The following is a 21,350-nucleotide window of genomic DNA, read 5'->3' on the forward strand; positions in this document are numbered from 1 at the left end:
CGGTGATCGCCGCCCGGCCGAGGCGGGCGCGGGGTCGGTGGGAGCGGGCGATGGACCTACGGCAGATGGAAGTCGTCGTCGCGGTGGCGGACGCGGGTGGGTTCACGGCGGCGGCGCGGCAGCTGCACGTCGTCCAGTCCGCGGTCTCCGGAGCGGTCCGCACGCTGGAACGCGAGCTGGGCACCGCGCTGTTCGTCCGGACCACCCACCGGGTCGGGCTCACCCCGGCCGGTGAGGCGTTCGTGCCGGCGGCGCGGCAGGCGTTGCGCGCGGCCGAGCTGGCCCGCGAGGCGGTCGACGCGGCCAAGGGCGAGCTGCGCGGCCGGGTGACGGTCGGCACGATGCAGGGGGCCATGGCGAACCTGCCGCGCGCGCTGGCCTCGCTGCGGGCCGAACACCCGCGGGTGGTGGTCCGGTTGCGGCAGGCCGCGGTCGTCGACATCCGGCAGGCGCTGCGCGAGGGCACGGTGGATCTGGCGGTGGTGGCGCTGGACCGCCGGCAGCAGCGCGGGCTGGTCACCAAGCTGCTGTCACGGGAGGAGATGGTCCTGGTGACCTCGCCCCGGCGGAGCCTCATCCCGCGCGGCCCGGAGGGCACGGTCGACCTGGCCGACATCGCGGAGCTGCCGCAGGTGGAGTTCACCCCGGGCTGGGCGATCCGCGACGCGGCGGACCGCTCGTTCCGCGCGGCCGGCGTCGAGCGTGCCACGACCTTCGAGGTCAACGACATCGTGGCCGCGTCGGAACTGGTCCGCAACGACCTCGGCGTCTGCATCATGCCGCCGACCATCGCCGGCCGTTTCCCGGACCTGACGACCTACCGGTTCGGCCGGCACGCGCCGAACTGGAAGGTGATGGTGGTACGGCCGCCGGGCGAGCCCCCGGCGGCGGTCGCGGCGCTGTTGCGCCACATCGTCTGACCGCCGCCGGGGGCTCGCCGAGGCGCTCCCGCCGACGCGTCAGTAGGTGTCGGAGTCCGGGATCACATGCATCGCGGCCTCCTCCGCCGAGGCCCCGGCGCCGTCCAGGCCCCGGTCGGAGGCGACCAGGTCGGAGTCGGTGACCTCGTGCGCGCCCTCGTCCGGTGCGAGCAGCCGTCCGGCGCGGTCGTCGCCCACCTCGTCGTCGAGGAGTTCGCCGTCCGTGTCCCAGGTGTCGCCGAGGTCGTCGCCCTCCGGGACGGCGAGGTCCGGCACCTCCTCGGCGAGCCGCTCGTCCAGGGTCTCCCCGCGCTGTGCCTCGGCCGCGGTGACGCCGGTGTGCTCCACGGCCCAGGGCCGCTCCGGCGGCGAGTACCCCTCGTCCAGTGCCTCCTCGCCGGCCCGGTAGTCCAGGGTGTCGGAGGCGTCCAGCAGACCCGCGTCGTCCTGCACCTCCGAACCGTCCGGCTGGTAGACCTCGTCACCCATCGCCTCGTCGGTCATGCGCGCTCCATCGTCACTCGGGCCATCGGTTCGATCCGGCCGTCAACCGGAAAGCGTAGGAGGTCATGGCCGGTCGGACGGTGCGATCGGCGAAGCGGGCCCGAGGGCGCCGGGGAGGGTGCCAGTCGGCGGGGGCCGGTGGGCGGAGGGCGTGGCTCACGGCGCGGCCTGGGGGCGCCGGTGGAGTCGGGCGGCGGGGTCTGGCGGGGCCACCGGTGCTGTCGTGGTCCCGGCAGATCCCGCCGTCCTGCGCCACTGGGCCGGTGACATGCCGTAGGTCTCGCGGAAGGCGCGGCTGAAGTGGGAGGGGCTGGTGAACCCCCAGCGGGCGGCCACCGTGGCGATGGACCGGTGGGCGGCGGGCCGGGCGAGTTCCTGGTGGGCCGCCTCCAGCCGGCGGGCGCGCAGCCAGGCGCCCACGGTGGTGCCCTGGCGCTGGAAGAGGCGGTGGAGATAGCGCGGCGAGATGGCGTGCTGGTCGGCGATGTCCTGCGGGGTGAGTCCGGGCTCGCCCAGCCGGGAGCCGAGCGACGCGGTGATCCGCTCCCACAGGGCCGGCTCGGGCTGCCGGCCGCTCTGTTCGAGGGCCACGGTGGCCAGGATCTCCGCCGCGGTCCGGGCGAGTTGTTCGCGCCGCTCCCGCCCGGCCCGGGCGACCTCGTCGACGAGTCCGTCGAGGAGCGGCAGCAGCAGGGCCGCCGCGCCCCCCGCGGTCTCGTCCACCACCGTGGCGGTGAGGGCGGGCAGGTGCCGCTCCTCCAGGCGCAGCAGGGCCCGGGGCACCATGAGGACCCGGGCCCGCTGCGGCTCGGGCAGCACGAGGCGGAACGGGCGCCGGGCATCGTGGAACGCCAGGTCACCGGGGTGCAGTTCGGCGCTGCGGCCGTCCTGGAGCAGCAGGGCGGTGCCCTCCAGCTGGCGGCGGACCAGGATGTGGCCGCGGGGGTCGGCGGCGACCGCGGCGGCGCCGCGCAGGATCGTCCCGGGGCCGAACTCCTCGGTGGCGATCTGCAGGGCGCCGAGGCGTTCGGCGGTCAGGGTGCCGGTCCACGGGCGGTCGGGCGCGACGCTGACCTCGACGTCCACGAAGGTCCGGGACAGGGCGCGCCGCCAGGCGGTGAGGCGCTCGCCGGGCGCCGGTTCCGGGGCGGCGCAGGACACGGTCGTCAGCACGGCGGCCCGTCCGCCCGCGTCCGGTCCAGCCATTCCGTCGGTGACAGGCCGAAGGAGCCGCGGAAGGCCTTGCCGAACCCGGCGGAACCGGTGAAGCCCCAGCGCCGGGCGGTCTGGCCCAGGTCGACGGAGCCCGGTGGCCGCGCGGCGAGTTCCCTGCGGCAGGCGCGCAGGCGCTGCTCGCGGATCCACCGGCAGACGGTGCTGTCCTCGGCCGCGAACAGCCGGTGCAGATAGCGCACCGAGATGCCGTGCGCACCGGCGATGACGGCCGGGGTCAGCGCGGGGTCCGACAGCTGCCAGCGGATGTACGTCTTGATCCGCAGCAGCAGGACGCCGTCGGCGCCCGGCAGTTCGGCGGGCTCCTCGCCCAGCTGGTCGGCCGCCGTGGCCGCGACCAGGTCGATGACGTTCTCGGCCAGCCGCTCGGCCGTCGGGGTCGCGTACGACTCGGAGGTGTCCGCCAGCCGCTCCAGCAACGGCGCCAGCAGGGCGGGGAGCCCGCCGCCCGGGCGCACGGCCCGCGCGGTGAGCCGTCCCAGGTCGGCCTCCTCGATCTCCAGCAGCCGGCGCGGGACCGCGAAGATCTTCAGCCGGAAGCGTTCCGGGAAGGCGGTGCGGAAGGGGCGTACGGTCTCGAAGAAGCCGATGTCGCCCGTCCTCAACTCGGTGGTGCGGCCGTCCTGTTCGACCCGGGCCCGGCCGGTGCTCTGGACGGCCACGAAGATCTGCCGGCCGTCGCCGCGGGCGATGAAGCGCGGTGCCCGGTGGACCTCGCCGGGGTCGCACTCGACCGTGGTGATCTGCAGGCTGCCGAGGTGGTCGGTCCGCATGGTGGCGTCGTAGGTACGGCCCTCGGTGGCGATGTCCATCCCCACCAGGGTGTCGAGCACGGCGTCGTGCCAGTAGTCCAGGCTCTCCCCGGGCGGCACCGAGCGGGTGGTCAGCACGCGGGGCCGGGGCCGGGGAGTGCCGGGTTCGCGGGCCACGCGCGGCGGGATCCGCTCGGTCCCGGTGTCCCGGCCCGGCGCGGTGGCCTCATCGGGCCGGGAAGGCGCGGCGGCCTCGCCGGCGATCGTGGACCGCTGCGGTGGGTGGACCGTCATTCAGTGTGCTCCCCGTGGCGTTCTGCCTGGCCAGCGCCATTGTCTCGGAGAAGGGGGCGGGCCGCTTCTGTCATATGACCGGTCACCCTCCCGGCGGTCGTGCCGGTGGCCGCTGGCAGGATGGGCGGGCAGAGGATCGACGACGAAGGACCGTTCATGCACGCCGGCACCGACCATCCCTCCGCTCCGGGCATCCTGGGCCGGGCCACGGAGCTGGACCGCCTCGACCGGCTGCTCGGGGCGGTGGACGGCGGCGGACCGCAGGTGCTGGTGCTGACCGGGGAGCCGGGCGCCGGCAAGACCACCCTCGTCGAGTGGGCGGCCGAGCGGGGCCGGGCCCGGGGTCTCGGCCTCCTGCGGGTGCGCGGCAGCGAGGGCGAGTCGGGCCTCGGTCTGTCGGGGGTGCATCAGCTGCTGCATCCGCTGCTGCCCGGCGACGGTCTGCCCGGCGAGGGTCTGCCCGCGGCGCAGCGGGAGGCGCTGGACCGCGCCTTCGGCTCCGGGTCCGCGCACCACGAACCGCGACTCGACCAGCTCTCCCTGTGCGTGGGCGTACTGGGCCTCGTCACCCAGGCCGCCGCGCACAGGCCCCTGCTCCTGCTGGTCGACGACGCCCAGTGGCTGGACCTCGGCTCGGTGGACGTGCTGGCCTTCCTCGCCCGGCGGCTGGAGGGCAGACCGGTGGTGCTGTTGCTGGCCGCCCGCGAGGAGGGCGTACCGGCCCGCTTCGACCGCGACTTCCCCCAGGTGACCGTCGGCCCGCTGAGCCGCAGCGCGGCCGGACAGCTGCTGGACGCCCAGCCGGACCCGCCCCGCGGCAAGGCACGCACGGAGATCCTGCAGCAGGCGGCCGGCAATCCCCTCGCCCTGATCGAGCTCCCCCGCGCCCTGGCCCGGGGCCTGGCCCCGGGGAGCACCAGAACCCCCGAAGGCACCGGAGCTCCCGGAACCCCCGAGGCCGCCGCAGGTGCCGTCCTGCCGCTCACGGCGCGTCTGGAGGGGCTGTTCGCCGCCGATCTGGCCGGGTTGCCCGCGGCCACCCGGGAGGCGCTGCTCCTGGTGGCCGCGGCGGGCACGGCGGACCTGGCCGAACTCGTCCGGGCCGCTCCGGCGCTGGACGTCGTGCGGGCGCTGGACCCCGCCGAGCGGGCCGGTCTGGTCCGGGTGGTGGACGGCCGGGTGCTGCCGCGCCACCCGCTGGTCCGCTCGGCCGTGTACCACGCCGCTTCCTTCCTCGAACGCCGGCAGGCCCATCTCGCCCTGGCCGCCGCGCTGGCCGGCGAGCCGGACCGCCGGGCCTGGCAGCTGGCCGCCGCGGCGACCGGTCAGGACGCCGAGGTCGCGGACGCCCTGGCGGAGAGCGCGGAACGGGCCCGGGGCCGGGGCGGTTACGCGGCCGCCGCGACCGCGCTGGAACGCGCCGCCGAGCTGACCCCGGCGCCGGAGCCGCGCGCCCGGCGGCTGCTGACGGCCGCGCAGTCGGCCATGTTCGCCGGTCATCCGCAGTGGGTCGGCGAGATGAGCGGCCGGGTGGGCGCACTGACCGACGATCCCCGGCTGCGTGCCGAGGCCTCGCTGCTGGGCGGCTGGGCCCTCGGGGTCACGCTCCGCCACGAGGACGCGCTGGCCCTGCTGCTGGGCGTCGCCGAGGGCTGCGCCGGTCCGGCCCCGGAGCTGGCGATGGGTGCCCTGAGCACCGCGGCGACGTCCGTCTACAACTCGGGTGCGCCGTACCACCGCGCGGAACTGCGCCGGATCGGCGGCCTGATCGACGAGGACGGCGACCCCGCGGGCTGCGCCTGGGCCCGCGCGGTCATCGACCCCCATCACGAACGGCCGTTTCTCCTGGGGCACTTGAAGGAGGGGCTGGCCGCCCTGGACCGGGAGGAGTCGCTCGGGAACCTCACGGCGCTGGGCGGCACGACCTGGATCCTGGACGAGACCGAGCAGGCCGTGCGGATCCTCGGCCGGACCATCGACCTCCTGCGGCGGGCCGGCAGCGCGGGCACCAACGCGACCGTGACCCAGGCGCTCGCCCTGGCGCTGTTCGAGAACGGCTCCTGGACGGCGGCCGAGGAGGCGGCGGACGAGGCGTTCTGGATGGCGACGGAGGCGGGTGCCGACAACGTGACCGTGGGCGCCCGCCTGCTGCGGGCCACGCTGTGCGCGCTCCGGGGCGACCACGCGGCCGCGCGGACCCGGGCGATGGACGCGGTACGCGGTGTGGACCTGCGCAGGTCGCTGAGTCTCCAGGTCCGGCACCGGCACGCCGTGGGCATGGCCGCGTTCGCCGCCGGTGACCACACCGACGCCTACGAGCAGCTGCGCGCCGCCTTCACCCGCGATGTCCGGCCCGCCCCCGTTCACTACCACGCGTCCCTGTACTACCTCGGCGACCTGGCCGCGGCGGCGGTCCGCGCCGGGCGGGCGGACGACGCGCGCACGGTGGTCGACGCCGTCGGGCACGGTCTGGACTCCGACCCCTCGCCGCGCCTGGCCGCCGTACTCCACCGGGCCACCGCGCTGCTGACCGGCACCGGCACGGGTACGGACTCGGGCACGGACGACGACGCCGAGAGCAGCTTCCGGGCCGCCCTCGCCGACCCCGCCACCGACTGCTGGCCCTTCGAGAAGGCCCTCACCCGGCTGGACTTCGGCGAGTGGCTGCGCCGGCGCCGCCGCAGCGCGGAGGCCCGCCCGTACCTCAGCGAGGCGCTGGAGTGCTTCCAGCGCCTCGACGCCCGGCCCTGGGCCGAGCGCACGGCGGCGGAGCTGCGCGCGGCGGGGGCCACGACGGCCGCCGCACCGGCCGGCGAACTCACCTCCCAGGAACGCCAGATAGCCGAACTGGCCGCCCAGGGTCTGACCAACCGCGACATCGCGGCCCGCCTGCACCTCTCCCCCCGTACCGTCGGCTACCACCTGCACAAGGTCTTCCCCAAGCTCGGCGTCCGCGCCAGGGCCCAGCTCCGCGACGCCCTCTCCCGGGACGGGCAGCGGGGGCCGGCTTCCGGGGCGTGAGCGGGCGAAGCGTCAGGCCGGCTCGGCGGAGAGCGTCTTCATGGTGACGTAGCTGGTCACCGTGGCCCGGCTGGGCCGTCGTCCAGCCGGCCACGGCCGAGGAGGTGCTCGCTCCGACTTCGAGCTGCGTACGTTCGCGCCCCGCTGCGGGGTGCCCGAGGACCCCGCGTGCGGCAGCATGAACGCCTCCGTCGGGCAGTGGCTCACCGCCTCCGGCCGTGCGCCCGCCGCCTACCGCGTCTCCCAGGGCACGCGCCTGGGGCGGGCCGCGACCGTCGGGATCGGCGCCGATCCCGACGGTACGGTCTGGGTCACGGGCGAGGCGGTCGTGCTGGTCCGCGGGACCCTCACCCTGTGACCCGGCGCACCGGCGGGGTCCGGATGCACGTCGGCCGGACGGGTGACAGACTGAAGCCGAGTCTGCGGGCCTTTGCCCAGGTCAGCCGGGTTCCGCAGCGGCGGGCCCGGCGTCCGCGGAAGGATCGCGCGACACGCGGAGGTGAGCATGCGTGGCGACCGGAGACCCAGCCCCGCCCCGGAACCGGGGGAACGGTGTTCGGGCGGCGGTGACCTCCTGTGAGCGCGGCCGGCGGGGAGGCCCGTCCGGCGCGCGGAGGGCTGGCGGGGCAGACGGTCGTGGTGGTGGGAGGCAGCGCGGGGATCGGTCTGGAGACCGCCCGCCACGTGCGCGCGGCCGGCGGCGAGGTGGTGCTCACGGCTCGCGACGCCGACCGTCTGCGGCAGGCGGCGGAGGAACTGGACCCCGTAAGCACCGCGTCGTTCGACGCCCTGGACACCGAGCGCCTGGAGCGGTTTCTGCACGAGCTGCCGACGCGGGTCGACCATGTGCTGGTCACGGCGGGCAGCCCGTCGTACACCCCGCTCGACGAGCTCGACCTGACCGATGCCGGGCGCGACTTCGGCGGGCGGCTGGCGATGGTGCTGGCGACGGCGCGGGCGAGCCGGGAGAAGGTCAGGGCCGGAGGGACGCTGCTGTTCATCGGCGGCACCGGCGGCCGGCGGCCCGCTCCCGGGATGGCGGTGACGGGCGCCCTCACCGCGGCGCTGCCCGCGCTGATCGCCAACCTGGCGCTGGAGGTCGCCCCGGTCCGGGTCAACCTCATCGCCGCGGGGTTCGTGGACACCCCGCTGTCGGCCTCGCTGCTCGGCGACCGGCTGGAGGCGCGCCGGGAGCAGCTGAGGCAGACGCTGCCCATCGGCCGGGTGGTCGGTCCGGCGGACATCGCCGCCCTGGCACTGCACATCATGGCGAACGACGCCCTCACCGGCGCCACCTACGACATCGACGGCGGCCAGCAGCTCGTCGCGCGTTGATGCCGCCCCGGGGCGCGCGGCGTTCCGATCCGGTCCGCGGGCCGGCGCGCCTTGGAGACGGGAGACAGAGATGGACATGAAACTCGAGGTAGTCGTGGTGCCGGTGTCCGACGTCGACCGGGCCAAGGACTTCTACACGGCGCTGGGCTGGCGGCTGGACGCCGACCTCGCCCCCGAGGACGGCTTCCGGGTGGTGCAGGTGACCCCGCCGGGTTCACCGGCGTCGGTCATCTTCGGCACGTCCGTCACCGAGCAGGCGGCGGGCTCGGCCCGGGGCCTGCACCTGATCGTCGACGACATCGAGGCCGCCCACGACGAGTTGGCGAAGCACGGCGCCGAACCGAGCGAGGTGTTCCACGACGCCGGCGGGATCTTCCACCACGAGGGCACCGACGCCCGGGTGCCCGGACCCGAGCCGCAGCACGGCAGCTACGGCTCCTTCCTGTCGTTCAGCGACCCGGACGGCAACGGCTGGGTCCTTCAGGAGGTCACCACCCGGCTCCCGGGGCGGCTGGATCCCGCCGTCACCGGGTTCGCCTCGGCCGACGACCTGGCGAGCGCCCTCCGGCGGGCCGCGGCGGCACACGGTGAGCACGAGGCACGCACCGGCGCGGAGGACCCGGACTGGCCGGACTGGTACGCGCGCTACCTGGTCAGCGAGCAGGCCGGAACGGAACCGCCCTCGTGAGCCGGAGGAGCTGCCGGAGGAGCTGCCGGAGGAGCTGCCGGGGGAGCTGAGGAGGGGCACCTGGCGGGCGCCGGCGCCGGCACTTCCGGCACTTCCGGCCCTTCGGCGGGCAGGCCATCTGTGCTACCCATGAGATGTGCGGTGCGGGATCTCGGGGTCCGGCCGCATGGACTCGGGAACGTCGTCCGGCCGGTGCCGGAGTCAGCGAGCTGCGTGAGCCGCATGGATCCCAAACCCTCCCCTTCGTCCTCTCCCCCGTCTCCCTCCTCCTCGCCGTTCGACATGGTCAGCGGCGCCCTGGCGAGCTACCTGCCGAGGAGCGGGGCGGCGGGCGCGGAGCACGCGCGGCGGCCCGCGAGTGCGGACGGGGAGGGTGACGGCCGGGAGAGCGACAGGCAAGAGAGCGAAGGGCGGGAGAGCGAAGGGCGGGAGAGCAATCGGGAGGAGAGCGATCGGGAGGAGAGCGACGGCCGGGAGCAGATCCTCGGGGCGGTCAATCTCGACCGGGAGCTGCGGATCACCCGCTGCAATCTGGACGCCGCGCCGTTCGCGGGGGTGAGTGCTCCTGTGGGGTCCGCCTTCACCGATCTGCTGCCGCCCGGTGACGTGCCGACGGTGACCCAGCGGCTGCGGCGGGTTCTCGACACGCGGGAGGCGCATGTCGCCCGGGTCCAGCGGCTGCGCCGGGACGACGGGACGGAGCTGGTGGTCTCGATGAGCATCCTGCCGGCCGCCTCGCCGCAGGAGGGGCTGACGGTCTCCCTGATCGCCATGGCCAAGCGGCTGCACCTGTACGCCTCCGCCACCGCGATCGGGACCTCGCTGGACGTCGGGGAGACCGCGCAGTCCCTGGCCCAGTCGCTGCTGGCCTGGGGGGACGTGGCCGCCGTCGACCTCGACTACGCCGTGTGGACGGGCGAGGCGGTCACCGAACAGGCGCATGAGCGGATCCGGCTGCGGCGGGCGGCCCTGGCGCCGGACCGGGCCTGGCCCGAGGGGTATCTGACGCCCGGGGACAACCTTCCCCGGGAGGCGAGCGGGCTGCTGGCCGGCGCGGTCATGCGGGACGACGTGCCGCAGGCCATCGTCATCCCCGACCGGGGGACGATCGAGCGGGCGCTGGAGGATCCGCAGCTGGTGCGTGCCCTGGTGCCGGGCGAGCGGCCGGTGAGCGTCGCCTGCATCCCGCTGGTCGTGGAGGGGCCGCACGGCACACCGGGGCCGATCGTGCTGGGCGTGACGGAGGTCTGGCGGCGGCCGGAGCACCCCTTCCGCGACGGTGAGCTGCTCGATCTGCAGGAACTGGTGGCGAAGACCGCCCGGCACGTGGACCTGGCCCGCCAGCACCAGCGCGAGCACGCCCAGGTCCTGGCGCTGCAGCGCCGGCTGCTGCCCCGGGCCGGCAGCGACACCATCGAGGTGGCCAGCGTCTACCAGCCCACCACGCCCGACAGCGCGGGCGTCGGCGGTGACTGGGTGAACAGCTTTCCGCTGCCGGGGGACCGTACCGCGCTGGTGGTCGGTGATGTGGTGGGGCACGGTCTGGGGGCGGCGGCGGCCATGGGGCAGCTGAGCATGGAGGCCCGCGCGCTGCTCTCGGCGGGGCTGGGTCCCGGGGAGGTGCTGGCGCGGCTGGACGAGACGGTCACCCTGCTGGACGACACGGACGCGGGCCTGGCGGCCGGGTACAGCGCGCTGGGCTCGACCTGCTGCATCGCGGTCTACGATCCGGTCGACCACCGGGTGGTGCTCTCCAACGCCGGCCATCTGCCACCGGTCCTCGTCCGTCCCGACGGGTCCGCCAAGACCATCGCGACGCAGCCGCATCCGGCGCTGGGCGCGGAGTTCGTCGTACGGGAGCCGTTCGAGGTGCACCAGTTCGCGGCGCCGCCCGGCTCGCTGCTCGTCCTGTACACCGACGGCCTGGTGGAGGATCCGGCGGCCTCGATCGACGACGGCATCGGCCGGCTGACGGACGTGGTGCGCGAGGTGCATCCCTGGGACGACCTGCAGCAGGCCGCGCGCCGCGTGGTCGCGCGGCTCGCCCCGCAGGGCCGGCTGCGTGACGACGTGACCCTGTTGCTGGCCCGGATGGCCGGGCGCCGCGGCCGGGACACCGCCGCCTGGCGGCTGCCCGCCCGCGAGGACACCGCCGCCCGCGCCCGCGCCCTGGCCGCTCCGCTGCTGCGGCAGTGGCAGCTCGGCGGACCGGCCCGGGACAGCGTGCTGCTGGTGCTCAGTGAACTGGTCACCAACGCCGTCCGGTTCGGCACCGGGCCGGTCACGGTACGGCTGGTGAGCGCGGGCGACCGGCTGTCGTGCGAGGTCGGCGACACCGGCAGCGGCCGGCCGCGGCTGCGCCGCGGTGAGCTGCTCGACGACGGCGGGCGGGGGCTGCACGTCGTCCACAAGCTGACCACCCGCTGGGGGGTGCGCTGGACCGACACCGGCAAGGCCGTCTGGGCGGAGCTGGAGGTGTGACGCCCGTGCGGTGAGCGCGGCGGGGGGCTCCGGCTACAGCCACTCCCCCTCGACGGCCGTGGCGGTCAGCCCCGGCGCGGCCGCGTACAGGACCGTACGGCTGCCCGACTTCTGGCCGGCGTCGTACGCGCGCCGCAGGATGTCGAGGACGGCGGCACCGCCGCGGTTGCCCGTGGTGTAGCTGTCCCGGCTGTAGTCCAGCAGTCCCGCCGGCCACTCGTCGGGCATGGTCTGTTCCATGTACTCCAGCACCCGTGTGCCACCGGGATGGGCGAGCAGCAGATCGGGGTGCCAGGGGTGCCGGTCGTCCTGGTGGCGCAGGCGCAGCCACTCCCACATCGCGGCGACCGTCTCCTGCACGGCACGCGGTCCGCGGCGGTCCATCACGAAGTGCGTGCCGTCGGCCCGGGTCTCCAGCCGGTGCAGGTCGGTGGTGCCGGGCAGGGTGTGGTGCCAGACCGCGTCCAGCCGCAGGACCGACTCCGTCCTGGGGCGCCCGGTGACGACCACGGCGACGGCGGTGTCCGCGAACAGCAGCCGGACGATGAGCGATTCCAGGGTGTCGTCGCCGGGCTGGTAGGTGGTGCTCAGCGCCTCCGATATCACGACCAGCACCGCCCGGTCGGGATCGGCGGCGACCAGGTCGGCCGCCAGCGCCAGCGACCGGGTGCCGGCGATGCAGGCCCACTGGGTGGCCGGCAGCAGCAGCACGTCGTTGCGCAAGGGAAGGCGGTTGAGCAGGGACAGGTCCAGGCCCGGCAGGGCCGGGGTGGTGGAGTGACTGGTTATCAGACAGTCGATGTCGGCGGCCGTCAGTCCGGCGCTGTCCAGTGCCCCGCGCGCCGCGCGCTCCCCGTACGCCTGCACGGCCGCCCAGGCCGGCGCGGTCCGCTCCTGCACGGTCTGCGGCGCCGGTATCGCCTCCAGTTCGGCGATCACGCGGTTCACCTCGCCGTCGGTGAACCCGCCGCGGAGCAGCGCCGCACGGGCCTGACCTGCGCCGGGGGTGCGCAGGCCGCTCCCGCTGCCGGGTGCGACGGCCGTCTCCAGCGGCAGCATCCACCCGCGCGAGACGATCCCGGTGCTCTCGGCGATGCCGTCGATCCGTGACACCCACGGCGCCTGTGCGTGCCTGCCGCGCACCTCCTCCAGGATCCGGCCGGTCGTCACGTCATGTTCGCCGTGTATCACGACGGGAGGAGACAAGTAGGCACCCATAACACGCAGCTTTCTCGGCAGACCCGTGGATGGCATCCACTGTCTGAAACCTGCCTGATTCAGGCCACCGGGGTCAAGGCACCGTCATTGCAATCTACTTCACATTCGCCAACTCTCAGGCTTCCCCGACACACGTGCCACACCTGTACGCTGACACACTTTCAGGACAGGGCATTGACGCATAAACACCACGGAAAGGTACTAAAGCGGACCTAGTCGGGCAGATGGAGCCGGAGGCCGGGGCCTCTCACACCAGACGCCTGATCTCTCCGCGCACGCGGTAGAAGCCGCCCGAGGAGGAGTGCAGCGCGTCCACCACATAGCGTGCGCCGGGCTGGCGTATCGCACGCGGGAACTGGACGTTCCAGCCCGGCTCGTAGCCGTCGGAGACCACCCGCACGCGCACCCGGCCGCTCTGCTCGAAGCACTCCACGACGACCCCGCCGCCCGCCTCGGGCACGGCGCTGACCGTGGCGACGGAGGCGGCGGTGGTCAGCGGCGCGTACGTCGGCAGGGCGGCCGCCAGCTTGATGTCCGCGGCGACCGGGACGGTGCCCGACTGGGCGGCGTTGATCGCGGCCTCGCTCGCGTCGACGCAGGCGAGCGAGCCGTCGGTGGAGACGAGGTAGAGCCGTTCGTCGTGGTACTGCATGGAGAGCGCCGAGCCGCCGCCCGTGCCGAGCTTCCACAGCCGGGTGCCGTCGGCGGTGAAGCAGTAGACGGAGGAGGCGGAGTCCCCCGCGAAGACGTACCGGCCACCGGGGGACGTGGCGCACGAGTACACCGCGGCGTCGCACTGGTACGAGGCCTCGACGGCCCCCGAGGACTTGGCGAGCCGCTGGACGACCCGCCGCCCCGTCCCGGCGTAGACCGCGTCCTGCTCCTGCCAGCCGAAGAGCACGTTGCCGCTGGTCGCGGTGTGCCAGAGCTGCCTGGTGCCGTCGGCCGCGTACGCCGTCACACCGCTGCTGTGCCCGTGGTACACGGCCCGCTCGTCGGCGCGCACCATCCACCCCTGCTCCCCGGACGAGTTGCGCGACCACTGGAGCTCGTCCTCGTGGTCGATGACCGTCAGGCCGCCGTTGCGGTCGGAGACGTTCAGCACGCCCGCGTGGATGTCCAGCCAGAAGATGTCGACCTCGGCCGCGATCTCGTAGGCGGCGAACGGCACCTTCGCCGAGAGGTCGTACACCCGGCCGTCGTCACAGCCCGCGTAGATCCAGAAGTCGTCCGCCACCAGGCATTTCACACCGTCGGGCAGGGAGTAGTGGGCCAGCACCTCGCCGTCGTGGCTCAGGTTGTAGACGCTGCCCTGCTGGTTGCCGACCCAGCAGCGGTCCTCGTCCACATGGATGCCGAACGCGGAGGCACCCGTGCGGAACCGCCACAGCACCGGGGCGGTCGCCCGGGCCGTGGACGGGGCGGAGGTCACCTGACGGCGGGTCACGGGACGGGCCGCGCGCTGCCCCCGCACGGCGGGCGCGTACCCCTTGCGGACCTTCTCGGCGATCTTCTTCGCCGCCGCTGCCTGCGCCTTCTCGACGGTGGCGAAGGACGAGGTCTGGCGCTGCCCGTCCACGCCGATCCGTCCGTACCGTACGGAGACGACCAGGCCCTCCACGGTCACCTCGTAGAACTTGTGGGCACCGCCGCTCTCCTGGGACAGCTCCAGATACGTCGTGCTCCCCGACTGTCGTGCCTGCGCAGCGGACACCGCACACCCCTCCCCAAGGCCTGGCCGGCCGGTGCGGCCGATCTCCAGTGATCCCAAACTAATGGCCACCACTGACAGCGACCGCCCGGCGGACTCGGGGAGCCGGTCGTTCGCCGGTCAGTCGTTCCCGGCGGAGGCGACCGTGCCGGTGCTCGACCAGCTGGCGAGGAGGGCGAGCGCCTCCCACTCCCGCGAGTCCGGTTCGGGGGTGTAGAAGTTGAGCCGGAGGCCGGGGTCGGACGGCAGGTCCATCGCCTCGTAGGGCAGGGCGAGATCGCCGACCAGCGGATGGTGCAGGTTCTTCACACCGGAGCGGTGGAACTTCACGTCGTGGCGTGCCCACCGGCGGGCGAAGTCGTCGCTCCTCGTCGTCAGCTCTCCGATCAGGTCGGTCAGCGCCTTGTCGTGCGGCGCCCGGCCCGTCTCGGTCCGCAGGAAGGCCACCGAATCGTCGGCGCCCTTGTCCCAGTCGGCCCAGAAATCCCTGCTGGCGGGGTCCAGGAACATGAAGCGAGCGCTGTTGACCGGCCCGCGCCGGGCGAACAGCGGCGAGTCGAAGACGGGTGCGTACAGGGCCCGCCCCAGCGCGTTGGCGGCCAGCAGGTCGAAGCGGGCGTTGCGTACGTACGCCGGCACGCCGGTCATGGAGTCGAGCAGCCGCAGGATCGTGGGCCGCACCCGGGACGCGGTCACCGCGGACCGGCGGACCGACGGGGTCGCCGCCCGGGCGAGGTCGTAGAGGTGCGTGCGTTCGGCCTCGTCGAGCCGCAGCGCGTGGGCGAGGGATTCGAGCACCGAGTCGGAGGCGCCGCTGAGATTCCCGCGCTCCAGCCGGATGTAGTAGTCCACGCTCATGCCCGCCAGCAGGGCGACCTCTTCCCGGCGCAGACCCGCGACCCGGCGGTTGCCGCCGCCGTGGACCGGCAGCCCGGCCTGCTCCGGCGTGATGCGCGCCCGCCGGGTGCTCAGGAACTCGCGCACCTCGGCGGCCTGGTTCTTCTTGTCGCTGTCGGGCACGGGGGCTCCTCCTGATGGGGCGGCGTGGATCTGTACCGATCTCTGCCGGCCACTTCACGGTAGGTCCGTCGGCGAGCGCCTGCGAGGTACTGCCGTTACCTGGAAGAGCAGTGACTCCCACCCGCGCGCCGGGGCGCGGTTCTCTGGAGGAGGCCCGGGCCCGCGAGTCCGGAACCGGCCCGAACACGACACCGAACCGAAGGAACACCGTGCGCGCAGCACTCATGTACGAAGCCGGCGACGTCCGCGTCGGGCAGGTCGCCGATCCGTCCCTCAAGGAGGCCACCGACGCGGTGGTCCGCGTCACCACGGCCTGTGTGTGCGGCAGCGACCTGCACCCGTACCGGTCCATGCCCGGCTCCGACGGCCCCGTTCGCATGGGACACGAGTTCATCGGCGTGGTCGAGGAGACCGGCGGCGACGTCCGGACGGTGCGCAAGGGCGACCTCGTCGTCGCTCCGTTCGCCTACTCGGACGGCACCTGCGCCTACTGCCGGGCCGGGCTGCAGACCTCCTGCGAGCACGGCGGATTCTGGGCCCGCGACGGCGTCGACGGCGGTCAGGGCGAGGCGGTCCGCGTGCCGCTGGCCGACGGCACCCTGGTCCGGCTGCCGGTGGGCGCCGACGACGCGCTCGTCCCGTCCCTGCTCACCCTGTCCGACGTGCTCGGCACCGGCCACCACGCCGCCGTCCGCGGCGGGGTGCGGCCCGGCAGCACCGTCACGGTGATCGGGGACGGCGCCGTCGGCCTGCTCGCCGTGCTCGCCGCCCGGCGGCTCGGCGCCGAGCAGATCGTCCTCATGGGCCGGCACCGGGCCCGTACCGACCTCGGCCGGGCGTTCGGCGCGACCGACGTGGTCGCCGAGCGCGGCGGCGAAGGCATCGAGAAAGTGCGCGAGCTCACCGGCGGCGGCAGCCCGATCGTCCTCGAAGCGGTCGGCCACCGGCCCGCCTACGAGCAGGCGTACGGCGTGGTCGGCCCCGGCGGCACCATCAGCCGGGTGGGCGTCCCCCAGTACGAGGAGGCCCCGGTCGGTTTCGGCAGCCTCTTCGGTCCCAACATCACCCTGACCGGAGGCCCCGCCCCGGCCCGCGCCTACATCGACGAGCTGCTCCCCGACATCCTGGAGGGCCGTATCGAGCCGGGCCGGGTCTTCGACCGCACGGTCGGACTCGACGAGGTCGCCGAGGGATACCGGGCCATGGACGCGCGCGAGGCCCTCAAGGCGCTGGTACGACCGTGAACGGGCCGCGTGTGATCAGCACGGTGAACTCCCCGGCCGCGACGGAGCGGCCGGACGGTGCGCCGGTCCACGCGACGGTGATCCTCGCGATCATCTGCGTCAGCTACTTCATGGTCATCCTCGACAACTCGATCGTCTTCACCGGGCTGCCGCGGATCCGCTCCGACATGGGGTTCTCCGAGACCGGTCTGTCCTGGATCACCAATGCCTACGTCCTGGTCTTCGGCGGACTGCTGCTGTTGGGGGCCCGGGCAGGTGACCTGTTCGGACACCGCAGGGTGTTCCTGTTCTCGCTGGCCGTCTTCTCACTGACCTCGCTCCTGGTGGGCGCCGCGCAGACCCCGTGGTGGCTGATCGGCGCACGCGCCCTCCAGGGCGTCGGAGCCGCCGTGCTGGCCCCCTCCGCCCTGTCCCTGCTCACGCGCGGCTTCGCCGAGGGCAGGGCCCGTGACCGGGCGATGGCCGCCTACAGCGCCGTCGCCGGTCTCGGTGCCGCTCTCGGCCTGGTCGTCGGAGGGCTGGTCGCCGACCTCGTCTCATGGCGGGCCGGGTTCTTCCTGAACGTCCCGATCGGCGTCCTGATGATGGCTCCGGCGGCGCGGTTCCTGCCCGAGACCGAGCGCCGGCGAGGCCGCTTCGACGTGGCCGGGGCGCTGCTGGCGACGCTGGGCTCGACCGCGCTGGTCCTCGGCATCGTGGACGCGGCCGACTTCGGCTGGACCGCTCCCGCCACCCTGGTGCCGCTGGTGGCCGGCGTGGTGATGCTGGGTTCGTTCGTCGGGGTGGAGCGGCGGGCCGCGCAGCCGATCGTGCCGCTGCGGCTGTTCGCGAGCCGGGAGCGCAGCGGCGCGTACGTCACCCGGATGCTCTACATGGGCGCGATGATGGGCTTCTTCTTCTTCACCGCGCAGTTCGTGCAGAGCGTCTACCACTGGACGCCGCTGCAGGCCGGGCTCGCCTTCCTGCCGATGACGCTGGTCAACTTCGTACTCGCCGTGCAGGTGCCGCGGCTGCTGGAGAGGGCCGGCCGGCCCCTGGTGCTCCTGACCGGAGTCGTCCTGACCGCGGCGGGCATGGCCTGGCTCAGCCGCCTCGGCCTGCACACCCCCTTCCTGACGGGCGTGGCGCTGCCGATGGTGCTCATCGGCGCCGGCCAGGGCCTGACGCTGGCCCCGCTGACCTCCAGCGGCGTCGGCGGCATCGCCCCGGAGGACGCGGGGGCCGGCTCGGGCCTGGTCAACACCGTGCACCAGATCGGCAGCGCGCTGAGCCTGAGCATCCTGACCACCACCGTCGCCGCCGTCTCCACCGGCCACGCGCCCGCCGACATCGCGGCCCGTTCGGGAACGGCCCTGACCGGCTCCGCCGTGCTGCTCGCACTGGCGGTCCTGACCGTCCTCGTCCTCATCGTGCCCGCCCGGGCCACCCGCCACGAAAGGTCCCTGTGATGCAGACCCTCACCCTCAACAACGGCGTCGAGATGCCCGCGCTCGGGCTCGGTGTCTTCCAGACACCGCCCGACGAGACCATGGCCGCCGTCAGGTCCGCGCTCGACCTCGGCTACCGGCACATCGACACGGCCGCCGCCTACGGCAACGAACGCGAGGTGGGCCGGGCCGTACGCGACTCCGGCGTGCCCCGCGACGAGATCTTCCTCGAGACCAAGATCTGGATCAGCGACTACGGCTACGACGAGACCCTGCACGGCTTCGACAAGAGTGCCGCCAAGCTCGGTGTGGACCGGATCGACCTGCTGATCCTGCACCAGGCCCTGCCGTCCGACTTCGGGCGGACGCTCGCCGCGTACCGCGCCCTGGAGAAGCTGCTGGCCGACGGCAGGGTCCGCGCCATCGGCGTCAGCAACTTCATGGTCGGCCACCTGACCGCGCTGCTCGACGACGCCTCCGTCGTCCCCGCGGTCAACCAGCTGGAGATCCACCCCTACTTCCAGCAGCGGGCCGTGCTCGACCTCGACGCCGAACACGGCATCCTCGACCAGGCCTGGTCCCCCATCGGCGGGATCACCTTCTACCCGGGTTACGGCGAGGACCGCAGGAGCGTCCTCCAGGACCCCGCCGTCACCCGGATCGCCGAGGCGCACGGCAAGAGCCCGGCCCAGGTGCTGCTGCGCTGGGGTCTCCAGCAGGGCCGCTCGGTCATCCCCAAGTCGACCCGGCGCGCACGCATCGCGGAGAACATCGACGTCTTCGACTTCGAGCTCACCGCCGAGCAGCTCACCGCCCTCGACGCGCTGGAGACCGGCCGCCGCGGCGGCCCCGAACCCGAGAACGTCACCCTCGCGACCTACGGCCGCGCCATCCCCGAAGCCTGACCGGGCCGACGGGGCGACCTTCGCCGAAATGGAGGAGAAACCATGACGCACTGGAACGACGCGGACCTGGCCGAGGCCGGCGCCGCGGAGGAACTGGACCTGGAGTCCGAGCGCGCGGACGGCACCCTGCGCGCCCCCGTGACCATGTGGGTCGTCCGCTCCGGTGGCCAGCTCTACGTCCGCTCGGTCAAGGGCACCGCCGGCCCCTGGTACCGGGGCGTCCGGTCCCGTCACCAGGGCCGTGTCACCGCGGGCGGTGTACGCCGGGACGTGGCCTTCCGCCCGGCCGATCCCGGCGAGTACCCGGCCGTGGACGCCGCCTACCGCGAGAAGTACGGCCGGTACACGGCCGTCGTCGAACACGTCCTGACCGACACCGCCCGCGCCTCCACCCTCCGCCTCGAACCCCGCTGACTTCCCCCGCGGCTAGTGGACGTCCGTGCCTACCGGCCACGCCCGGTACTGGCGCTTGCCGTAGACGAGCGGCTGCCGATCCGCGAACGGGGTGACGCGCAGGACGCTGCCGAAGACCACGAGGTGGTCCCCGCTGCGGTGCTCGTCACTGACCTGGCAGTCCGCGACGGCGTGTGCGTCGTGGAGGAGATGGGGGCCCGCCGTGTACGGGTCGTCGGCGTCGTACTCCCAGCGCACGCGGTCGAACCGGTCGGGCGCGCCCGACGCGAACAGTTCGGCGACCGGCCGGGCGGCGCCGTGCAGCAGGTTCACCGCGAACCGGCCGGTGTCCAGGACCGAGCGCAGGGTGGGACTGCCGCCGCGGAGGCAGACCAGCAGGACGGGCGGGTCCAGCGTGACACTGCACACCGAGGAGATCGTCATCCCGCGGGGTGTGCCGTCGGGTTCGGTCGTGGTGAGGACGGCGACCCCGGTGGGGAAGCCGCTCATCATGGCGCGCTGGCCCTCGGCGACGGACGCCGGGGCCGCCGGCCGTGCGGATTCGTTGAGGCGGGTGAGTTCGGTCACGGGGGGTGGCTCCCTGGGGCGACGGACGCGGCGCCGCGACGGCCGGAGGGGCCGCCGCGGCGCCCGCGGGGTCAGCGGCGCATGTGCGTGAAGTACTCGTACTGCGTCGGAAGCCGGCCGATGAGAGCGGCGGCCTGGTCGTGCACCGACTGGAACTCCTTGAGCGCCGCGCCGCCGTCGGCGAGCGCGAGCGCCGGGGACGGCTTGAGGTCGATGCCGCCCATCCCGAGCAGGATGCACATGTAGGAGTACGGCGGCAGCCCGTGGTAGTAGGGGAAGACCGACTCGGAGTCCGGCAGCTGGTACTTCCAGTGCTCGATCCGCTCGGCCAGACCGTCGGGCAGCTCCCGGGTCTTGGTGTCCTTCCAGTACTGCGTGTCGTCGCGCGCGGCGGCCGCGTAGTGCAGGGCGAGGAACTCGCGGACGCCGTCCATCACATGGGCGACGGAGCTGTTGTAGCTGTCGCGCTGCACCGGGTTCCAGTCGGCCCCGGGGAAGTTCTTGACCAGCTGCTCGGCCGCGTGATGGATGAAGAAGATGCCGGTCGACTCCAACGGCTCGACGAAGCCGCTGGTCAGGCCGATGCCCACACAGTTGTTGACCCAGGAGCGGCTGCTGCGGCCGATGCGCATCTTGATGTGGTTGGCCTCGGCGTCGGCCGCGCCCGGACCCACGAACTCGCGCAGGGTGCGCTCGGCCTCGTCGGCGGACAGGTAGTCGCTCGCGTACACGTACCCGGTGCCGATACGGCCGTACAGCGGGATGGTCCAGATCCATCCCGCGTCCTGCGCGGTGGCGGTGGTACAGGGCCGGATGCCCCGCGCCTCCATGTCCTGCGGCACCTGGAGGGCGACGGCGCTGTCGTTGGGCAGGGTGTTCTGGAAGGAGACGAAGGGCTCTTCCAGGGCCTTGTTGAGCAGCAGTCCGCGGAAACCGGTGCAGTCGATGAACAGGTCGCCGGTCAGTTCGCCGTGCTCGGCGGTGACCACGCTGCTGATCCAGCCGCGCTCGTCGAGCTTGACGTCCTTGACGTCGTCGACGATGTGCTTCGCACCGCGCTCCACCGTGTAGGTGGTGAGGAACTTCGCCAGCAGCGCGGCCTCGAAGTGGTAGGCGTACGGGAACTGGGTCTTGCCCTGGTGCTCCGACATCGTCAGGCCCTGGGGCTCGTCGCCGTGCTCGTCGTACGGCTGCGACAGCATGGCGCCGCCGAGGTGCCGGGGGCTGCGCTCGGCGTCGCAGATGTTCGCCATCACGAAGCAGTCCGCGTCGAACCGGTCGGTGCGGCCGTTCTTGAGCCACCAGTCCGTCAGCGGGAAGCCGTCGACGGACCGCATCTGCTCGAACGGGTGGTAGAAGTGATGACCCGGCTTGCGCCAGTTCTCGAAACGCACCGCGAGCTTGTATGTGGCGTTGCACGCCGGCATCCAGTCCGATTCCTTGAGTCCGAGAAACTCGAAGAAATGCCGGATGTCGCTGAACGTGGCTTCGCCGACGCCGATGGTGCCGACCTTTCCGGATTCGACGAGGGTGAGGTCGATCCGGTCACCGAAGGCTGCCTTGAGGTACGACGCGGTCATCCAGCCGGCGGTACCACCACCCACGATCACTACTCT

General features: G+C 73.6%; 18 protein-coding genes. 10 read left to right on the forward strand and 8 right to left on the reverse strand.

Annotation, left to right across the window (positions count from 1 at the left end; translation table 11 throughout):
* Positions 1 to 50: 50 nt before the first annotated feature.
* A complete protein-coding gene (locus ACIPSJ_RS35510) occupies positions 51 to 920 on the forward strand; it encodes a LysR family transcriptional regulator (protein WP_401351995.1) in 870 nt (289 codons plus the stop codon).
* A gap of 39 nt (positions 921 to 959) precedes the next feature.
* Here ACIPSJ_RS35510 and ACIPSJ_RS35515 read toward each other — a convergent pair whose 3' ends face one another.
* From ACIPSJ_RS35515 to ACIPSJ_RS35525, 3 genes are all read right to left on the reverse strand, one after another.
* The gene (locus tag ACIPSJ_RS35515) at positions 960 to 1,424 is read right to left on the reverse strand and encodes a DUF5709 domain-containing protein (RefSeq protein WP_401351997.1); all 465 of its coding nucleotides are present in this window, start codon (positions 1,422 to 1,424) and stop codon (positions 960 to 962) included.
* A gap of 156 nt (positions 1,425 to 1,580) precedes the next feature.
* Complete coding sequence (locus ACIPSJ_RS35520; protein ID WP_401351999.1) at positions 1,581 to 2,630, reverse strand: helix-turn-helix domain-containing protein; 1,050 nt, start codon at positions 2,628 to 2,630, stop codon at positions 1,581 to 1,583.
* Positions 2,591 to 3,703, reverse strand: coding sequence for a helix-turn-helix domain-containing protein (locus ACIPSJ_RS35525; protein WP_401352001.1), 1,113 nt, complete (start codon positions 3,701 to 3,703; stop codon positions 2,591 to 2,593). The genes ACIPSJ_RS35520 and ACIPSJ_RS35525 overlap by 40 nt, the downstream gene beginning before the upstream one ends.
* A gap of 156 nt (positions 3,704 to 3,859) precedes the next feature.
* Here ACIPSJ_RS35525 and ACIPSJ_RS35530 point away from each other — a divergent pair, with 156 nt between their 5' ends.
* The 5 genes from ACIPSJ_RS35530 (at position 3,860) to ACIPSJ_RS35550 (ending at position 11,228) form a co-directional block, all read left to right on the forward strand.
* A complete protein-coding gene (locus ACIPSJ_RS35530) occupies positions 3,860 to 6,724 on the forward strand; it encodes a helix-turn-helix transcriptional regulator (RefSeq protein ID WP_401352003.1) in 2,865 nt (954 codons plus the stop codon).
* 151 nt (positions 6,725 to 6,875) lie between these two features.
* Complete coding sequence (locus ACIPSJ_RS35535) at positions 6,876 to 7,082, forward strand: PhzF family phenazine biosynthesis protein (RefSeq protein ID WP_401352006.1); 207 nt, start codon at positions 6,876 to 6,878, stop codon at positions 7,080 to 7,082.
* A gap of 218 nt (positions 7,083 to 7,300) precedes the next feature.
* Positions 7,301 to 8,059, forward strand: coding sequence for an SDR family oxidoreductase (locus tag ACIPSJ_RS35540; RefSeq protein WP_401352008.1), 759 nt, complete (start codon positions 7,301 to 7,303; stop codon positions 8,057 to 8,059).
* Between the two features lie 76 nt (positions 8,060 to 8,135).
* Positions 8,136 to 8,747 (forward strand): VOC family protein, encoded by a 612-nt coding sequence (locus ACIPSJ_RS35545; RefSeq protein ID WP_401352010.1) that lies wholly within the window; start codon positions 8,136 to 8,138, stop codon positions 8,745 to 8,747.
* Positions 8,748 to 8,969: 222 nt separating this feature from the next.
* Positions 8,970 to 11,228 (forward strand): SpoIIE family protein phosphatase, encoded by a 2,259-nt coding sequence (locus ACIPSJ_RS35550; RefSeq protein ID WP_401352012.1) that lies wholly within the window; start codon positions 8,970 to 8,972, stop codon positions 11,226 to 11,228.
* A 33-nt stretch (positions 11,229 to 11,261) separates the two neighbouring features.
* Here the strand turns inward: ACIPSJ_RS35550 and ACIPSJ_RS35555 are convergent, their stop codons facing one another.
* The 3 genes from ACIPSJ_RS35555 to ACIPSJ_RS35565 all read right to left on the reverse strand — a co-directional run bounded on the left by ACIPSJ_RS35555 (position 11,262) and on the right by ACIPSJ_RS35565 (position 15,177).
* Positions 11,262 to 12,446 (reverse strand): type III polyketide synthase, encoded by a 1,185-nt coding sequence (locus ACIPSJ_RS35555; RefSeq protein ID WP_359227205.1) that lies wholly within the window; start codon positions 12,444 to 12,446, stop codon positions 11,262 to 11,264.
* 247 nt (positions 12,447 to 12,693) lie between these two features.
* Positions 12,694 to 14,160, reverse strand: coding sequence for a WGR domain-containing protein (locus ACIPSJ_RS35560; RefSeq protein WP_359227207.1), 1,467 nt, complete (start codon positions 14,158 to 14,160; stop codon positions 12,694 to 12,696).
* 117 nt (positions 14,161 to 14,277) lie between these two features.
* Positions 14,278 to 15,177 carry a helix-turn-helix transcriptional regulator gene (locus tag ACIPSJ_RS35565; RefSeq protein ID WP_359227209.1) on the reverse strand — a complete coding sequence of 300 codons (900 nt, stop codon included), beginning with the start codon at positions 15,175 to 15,177 and terminating at the stop codon, positions 14,278 to 14,280.
* Between the two features lie 209 nt (positions 15,178 to 15,386).
* On the opposite strand from ACIPSJ_RS35565, the gene ACIPSJ_RS35570 reads away from it, so the two are divergent.
* From ACIPSJ_RS35570 to ACIPSJ_RS35585, 4 genes are read left to right on the forward strand one after another with little or no spacing between them, the layout of a single operon-like run.
* Complete coding sequence (locus tag ACIPSJ_RS35570; protein WP_401352015.1) at positions 15,387 to 16,421, forward strand: alcohol dehydrogenase catalytic domain-containing protein; 1,035 nt, start codon at positions 15,387 to 15,389, stop codon at positions 16,419 to 16,421.
* A complete protein-coding gene (locus ACIPSJ_RS35575) occupies positions 16,418 to 17,869 on the forward strand; it encodes an MFS transporter (protein WP_401352017.1) in 1,452 nt (483 codons plus the stop codon). The genes ACIPSJ_RS35570 and ACIPSJ_RS35575 overlap by 4 nt, the downstream gene beginning before the upstream one ends.
* Entirely contained in the window at positions 17,869 to 18,753 is an 885-nt protein-coding gene (locus ACIPSJ_RS35580) for an aldo/keto reductase (RefSeq protein ID WP_401352019.1), read from the forward strand. The genes ACIPSJ_RS35575 and ACIPSJ_RS35580 overlap by 1 nt, the downstream gene beginning before the upstream one ends.
* 42 nt (positions 18,754 to 18,795) lie before the next feature.
* Complete coding sequence (locus ACIPSJ_RS35585; protein WP_401352022.1) at positions 18,796 to 19,167, forward strand: DUF2255 family protein; 372 nt, start codon at positions 18,796 to 18,798, stop codon at positions 19,165 to 19,167.
* 12 nt (positions 19,168 to 19,179) lie between these two features.
* On the opposite strand, the gene ACIPSJ_RS35590 is transcribed toward ACIPSJ_RS35585, so the two are convergent.
* Together ACIPSJ_RS35590 and ACIPSJ_RS35595 are read right to left on the reverse strand one after the other, a co-directional pair.
* Positions 19,180 to 19,734: a flavin reductase family protein gene (locus ACIPSJ_RS35590; protein WP_401352024.1), complete on the reverse strand. Its 555-nt coding sequence runs from the start codon at positions 19,732 to 19,734 to the stop codon at positions 19,180 to 19,182.
* Between the two features lie 71 nt (positions 19,735 to 19,805).
* Positions 19,806 to 21,314: a tryptophan halogenase family protein gene (locus tag ACIPSJ_RS35595; RefSeq protein WP_401352519.1), complete on the reverse strand. Its 1,509-nt coding sequence runs from the start codon at positions 21,312 to 21,314 to the stop codon at positions 19,806 to 19,808.
* Positions 21,315 to 21,350 lie beyond the last annotated feature (36 nt).

This window comes from Streptomyces sp. NPDC090088 (assembly GCF_044747345.1).
In the GTDB taxonomy this organism is placed as follows: Bacteria; Actinomycetota; Actinomycetes; order Streptomycetales; family Streptomycetaceae; genus Streptomyces.

Coding starts and splice junctions, on each gene's coding strand:
- ACIPSJ_RS35550 (WP_401352012.1), top strand. CDS start 8,970: ATGGATCCCAAACCCTCCCCTTCGTCCTCTCCCCCGTCTCCCTCCTCC.
- ACIPSJ_RS35515 (WP_401351997.1), bottom strand. CDS start 1,424: ATGACCGACGAGGCGATGGGTGACGAGGTCTACCAGCCGGACGGTTCG.
- ACIPSJ_RS35545 (WP_401352010.1), top strand. CDS start 8,136: ATGAAACTCGAGGTAGTCGTGGTGCCGGTGTCCGACGTCGACCGGGCC.
- ACIPSJ_RS35530 (WP_401352003.1), top strand. CDS start 3,860: ATGCACGCCGGCACCGACCATCCCTCCGCTCCGGGCATCCTGGGCCGG.
- ACIPSJ_RS35585 (WP_401352022.1), top strand. CDS start 18,796: ATGACGCACTGGAACGACGCGGACCTGGCCGAGGCCGGCGCCGCGGAG.
- ACIPSJ_RS35580 (WP_401352019.1), top strand. CDS start 17,869: ATGCAGACCCTCACCCTCAACAACGGCGTCGAGATGCCCGCGCTCGGG.
- ACIPSJ_RS35595 (WP_401352519.1), bottom strand. CDS start 21,314: ATGACCGCGTCGTACCTCAAGGCAGCCTTCGGTGACCGGATCGACCTC.
- ACIPSJ_RS35555 (WP_359227205.1), bottom strand. CDS start 12,446: ATGGGTGCCTACTTGTCTCCTCCCGTCGTGATACACGGCGAACATGAC.
- ACIPSJ_RS35525 (WP_401352001.1), bottom strand. CDS start 3,703: ATGACGGTCCACCCACCGCAGCGGTCCACGATCGCCGGCGAGGCCGCC.
- ACIPSJ_RS35520 (WP_401351999.1), bottom strand. CDS start 2,630: ATGGCTGGACCGGACGCGGGCGGACGGGCCGCCGTGCTGACGACCGTG.
- ACIPSJ_RS35510 (WP_401351995.1), top strand. CDS start 51: ATGGACCTACGGCAGATGGAAGTCGTCGTCGCGGTGGCGGACGCGGGT.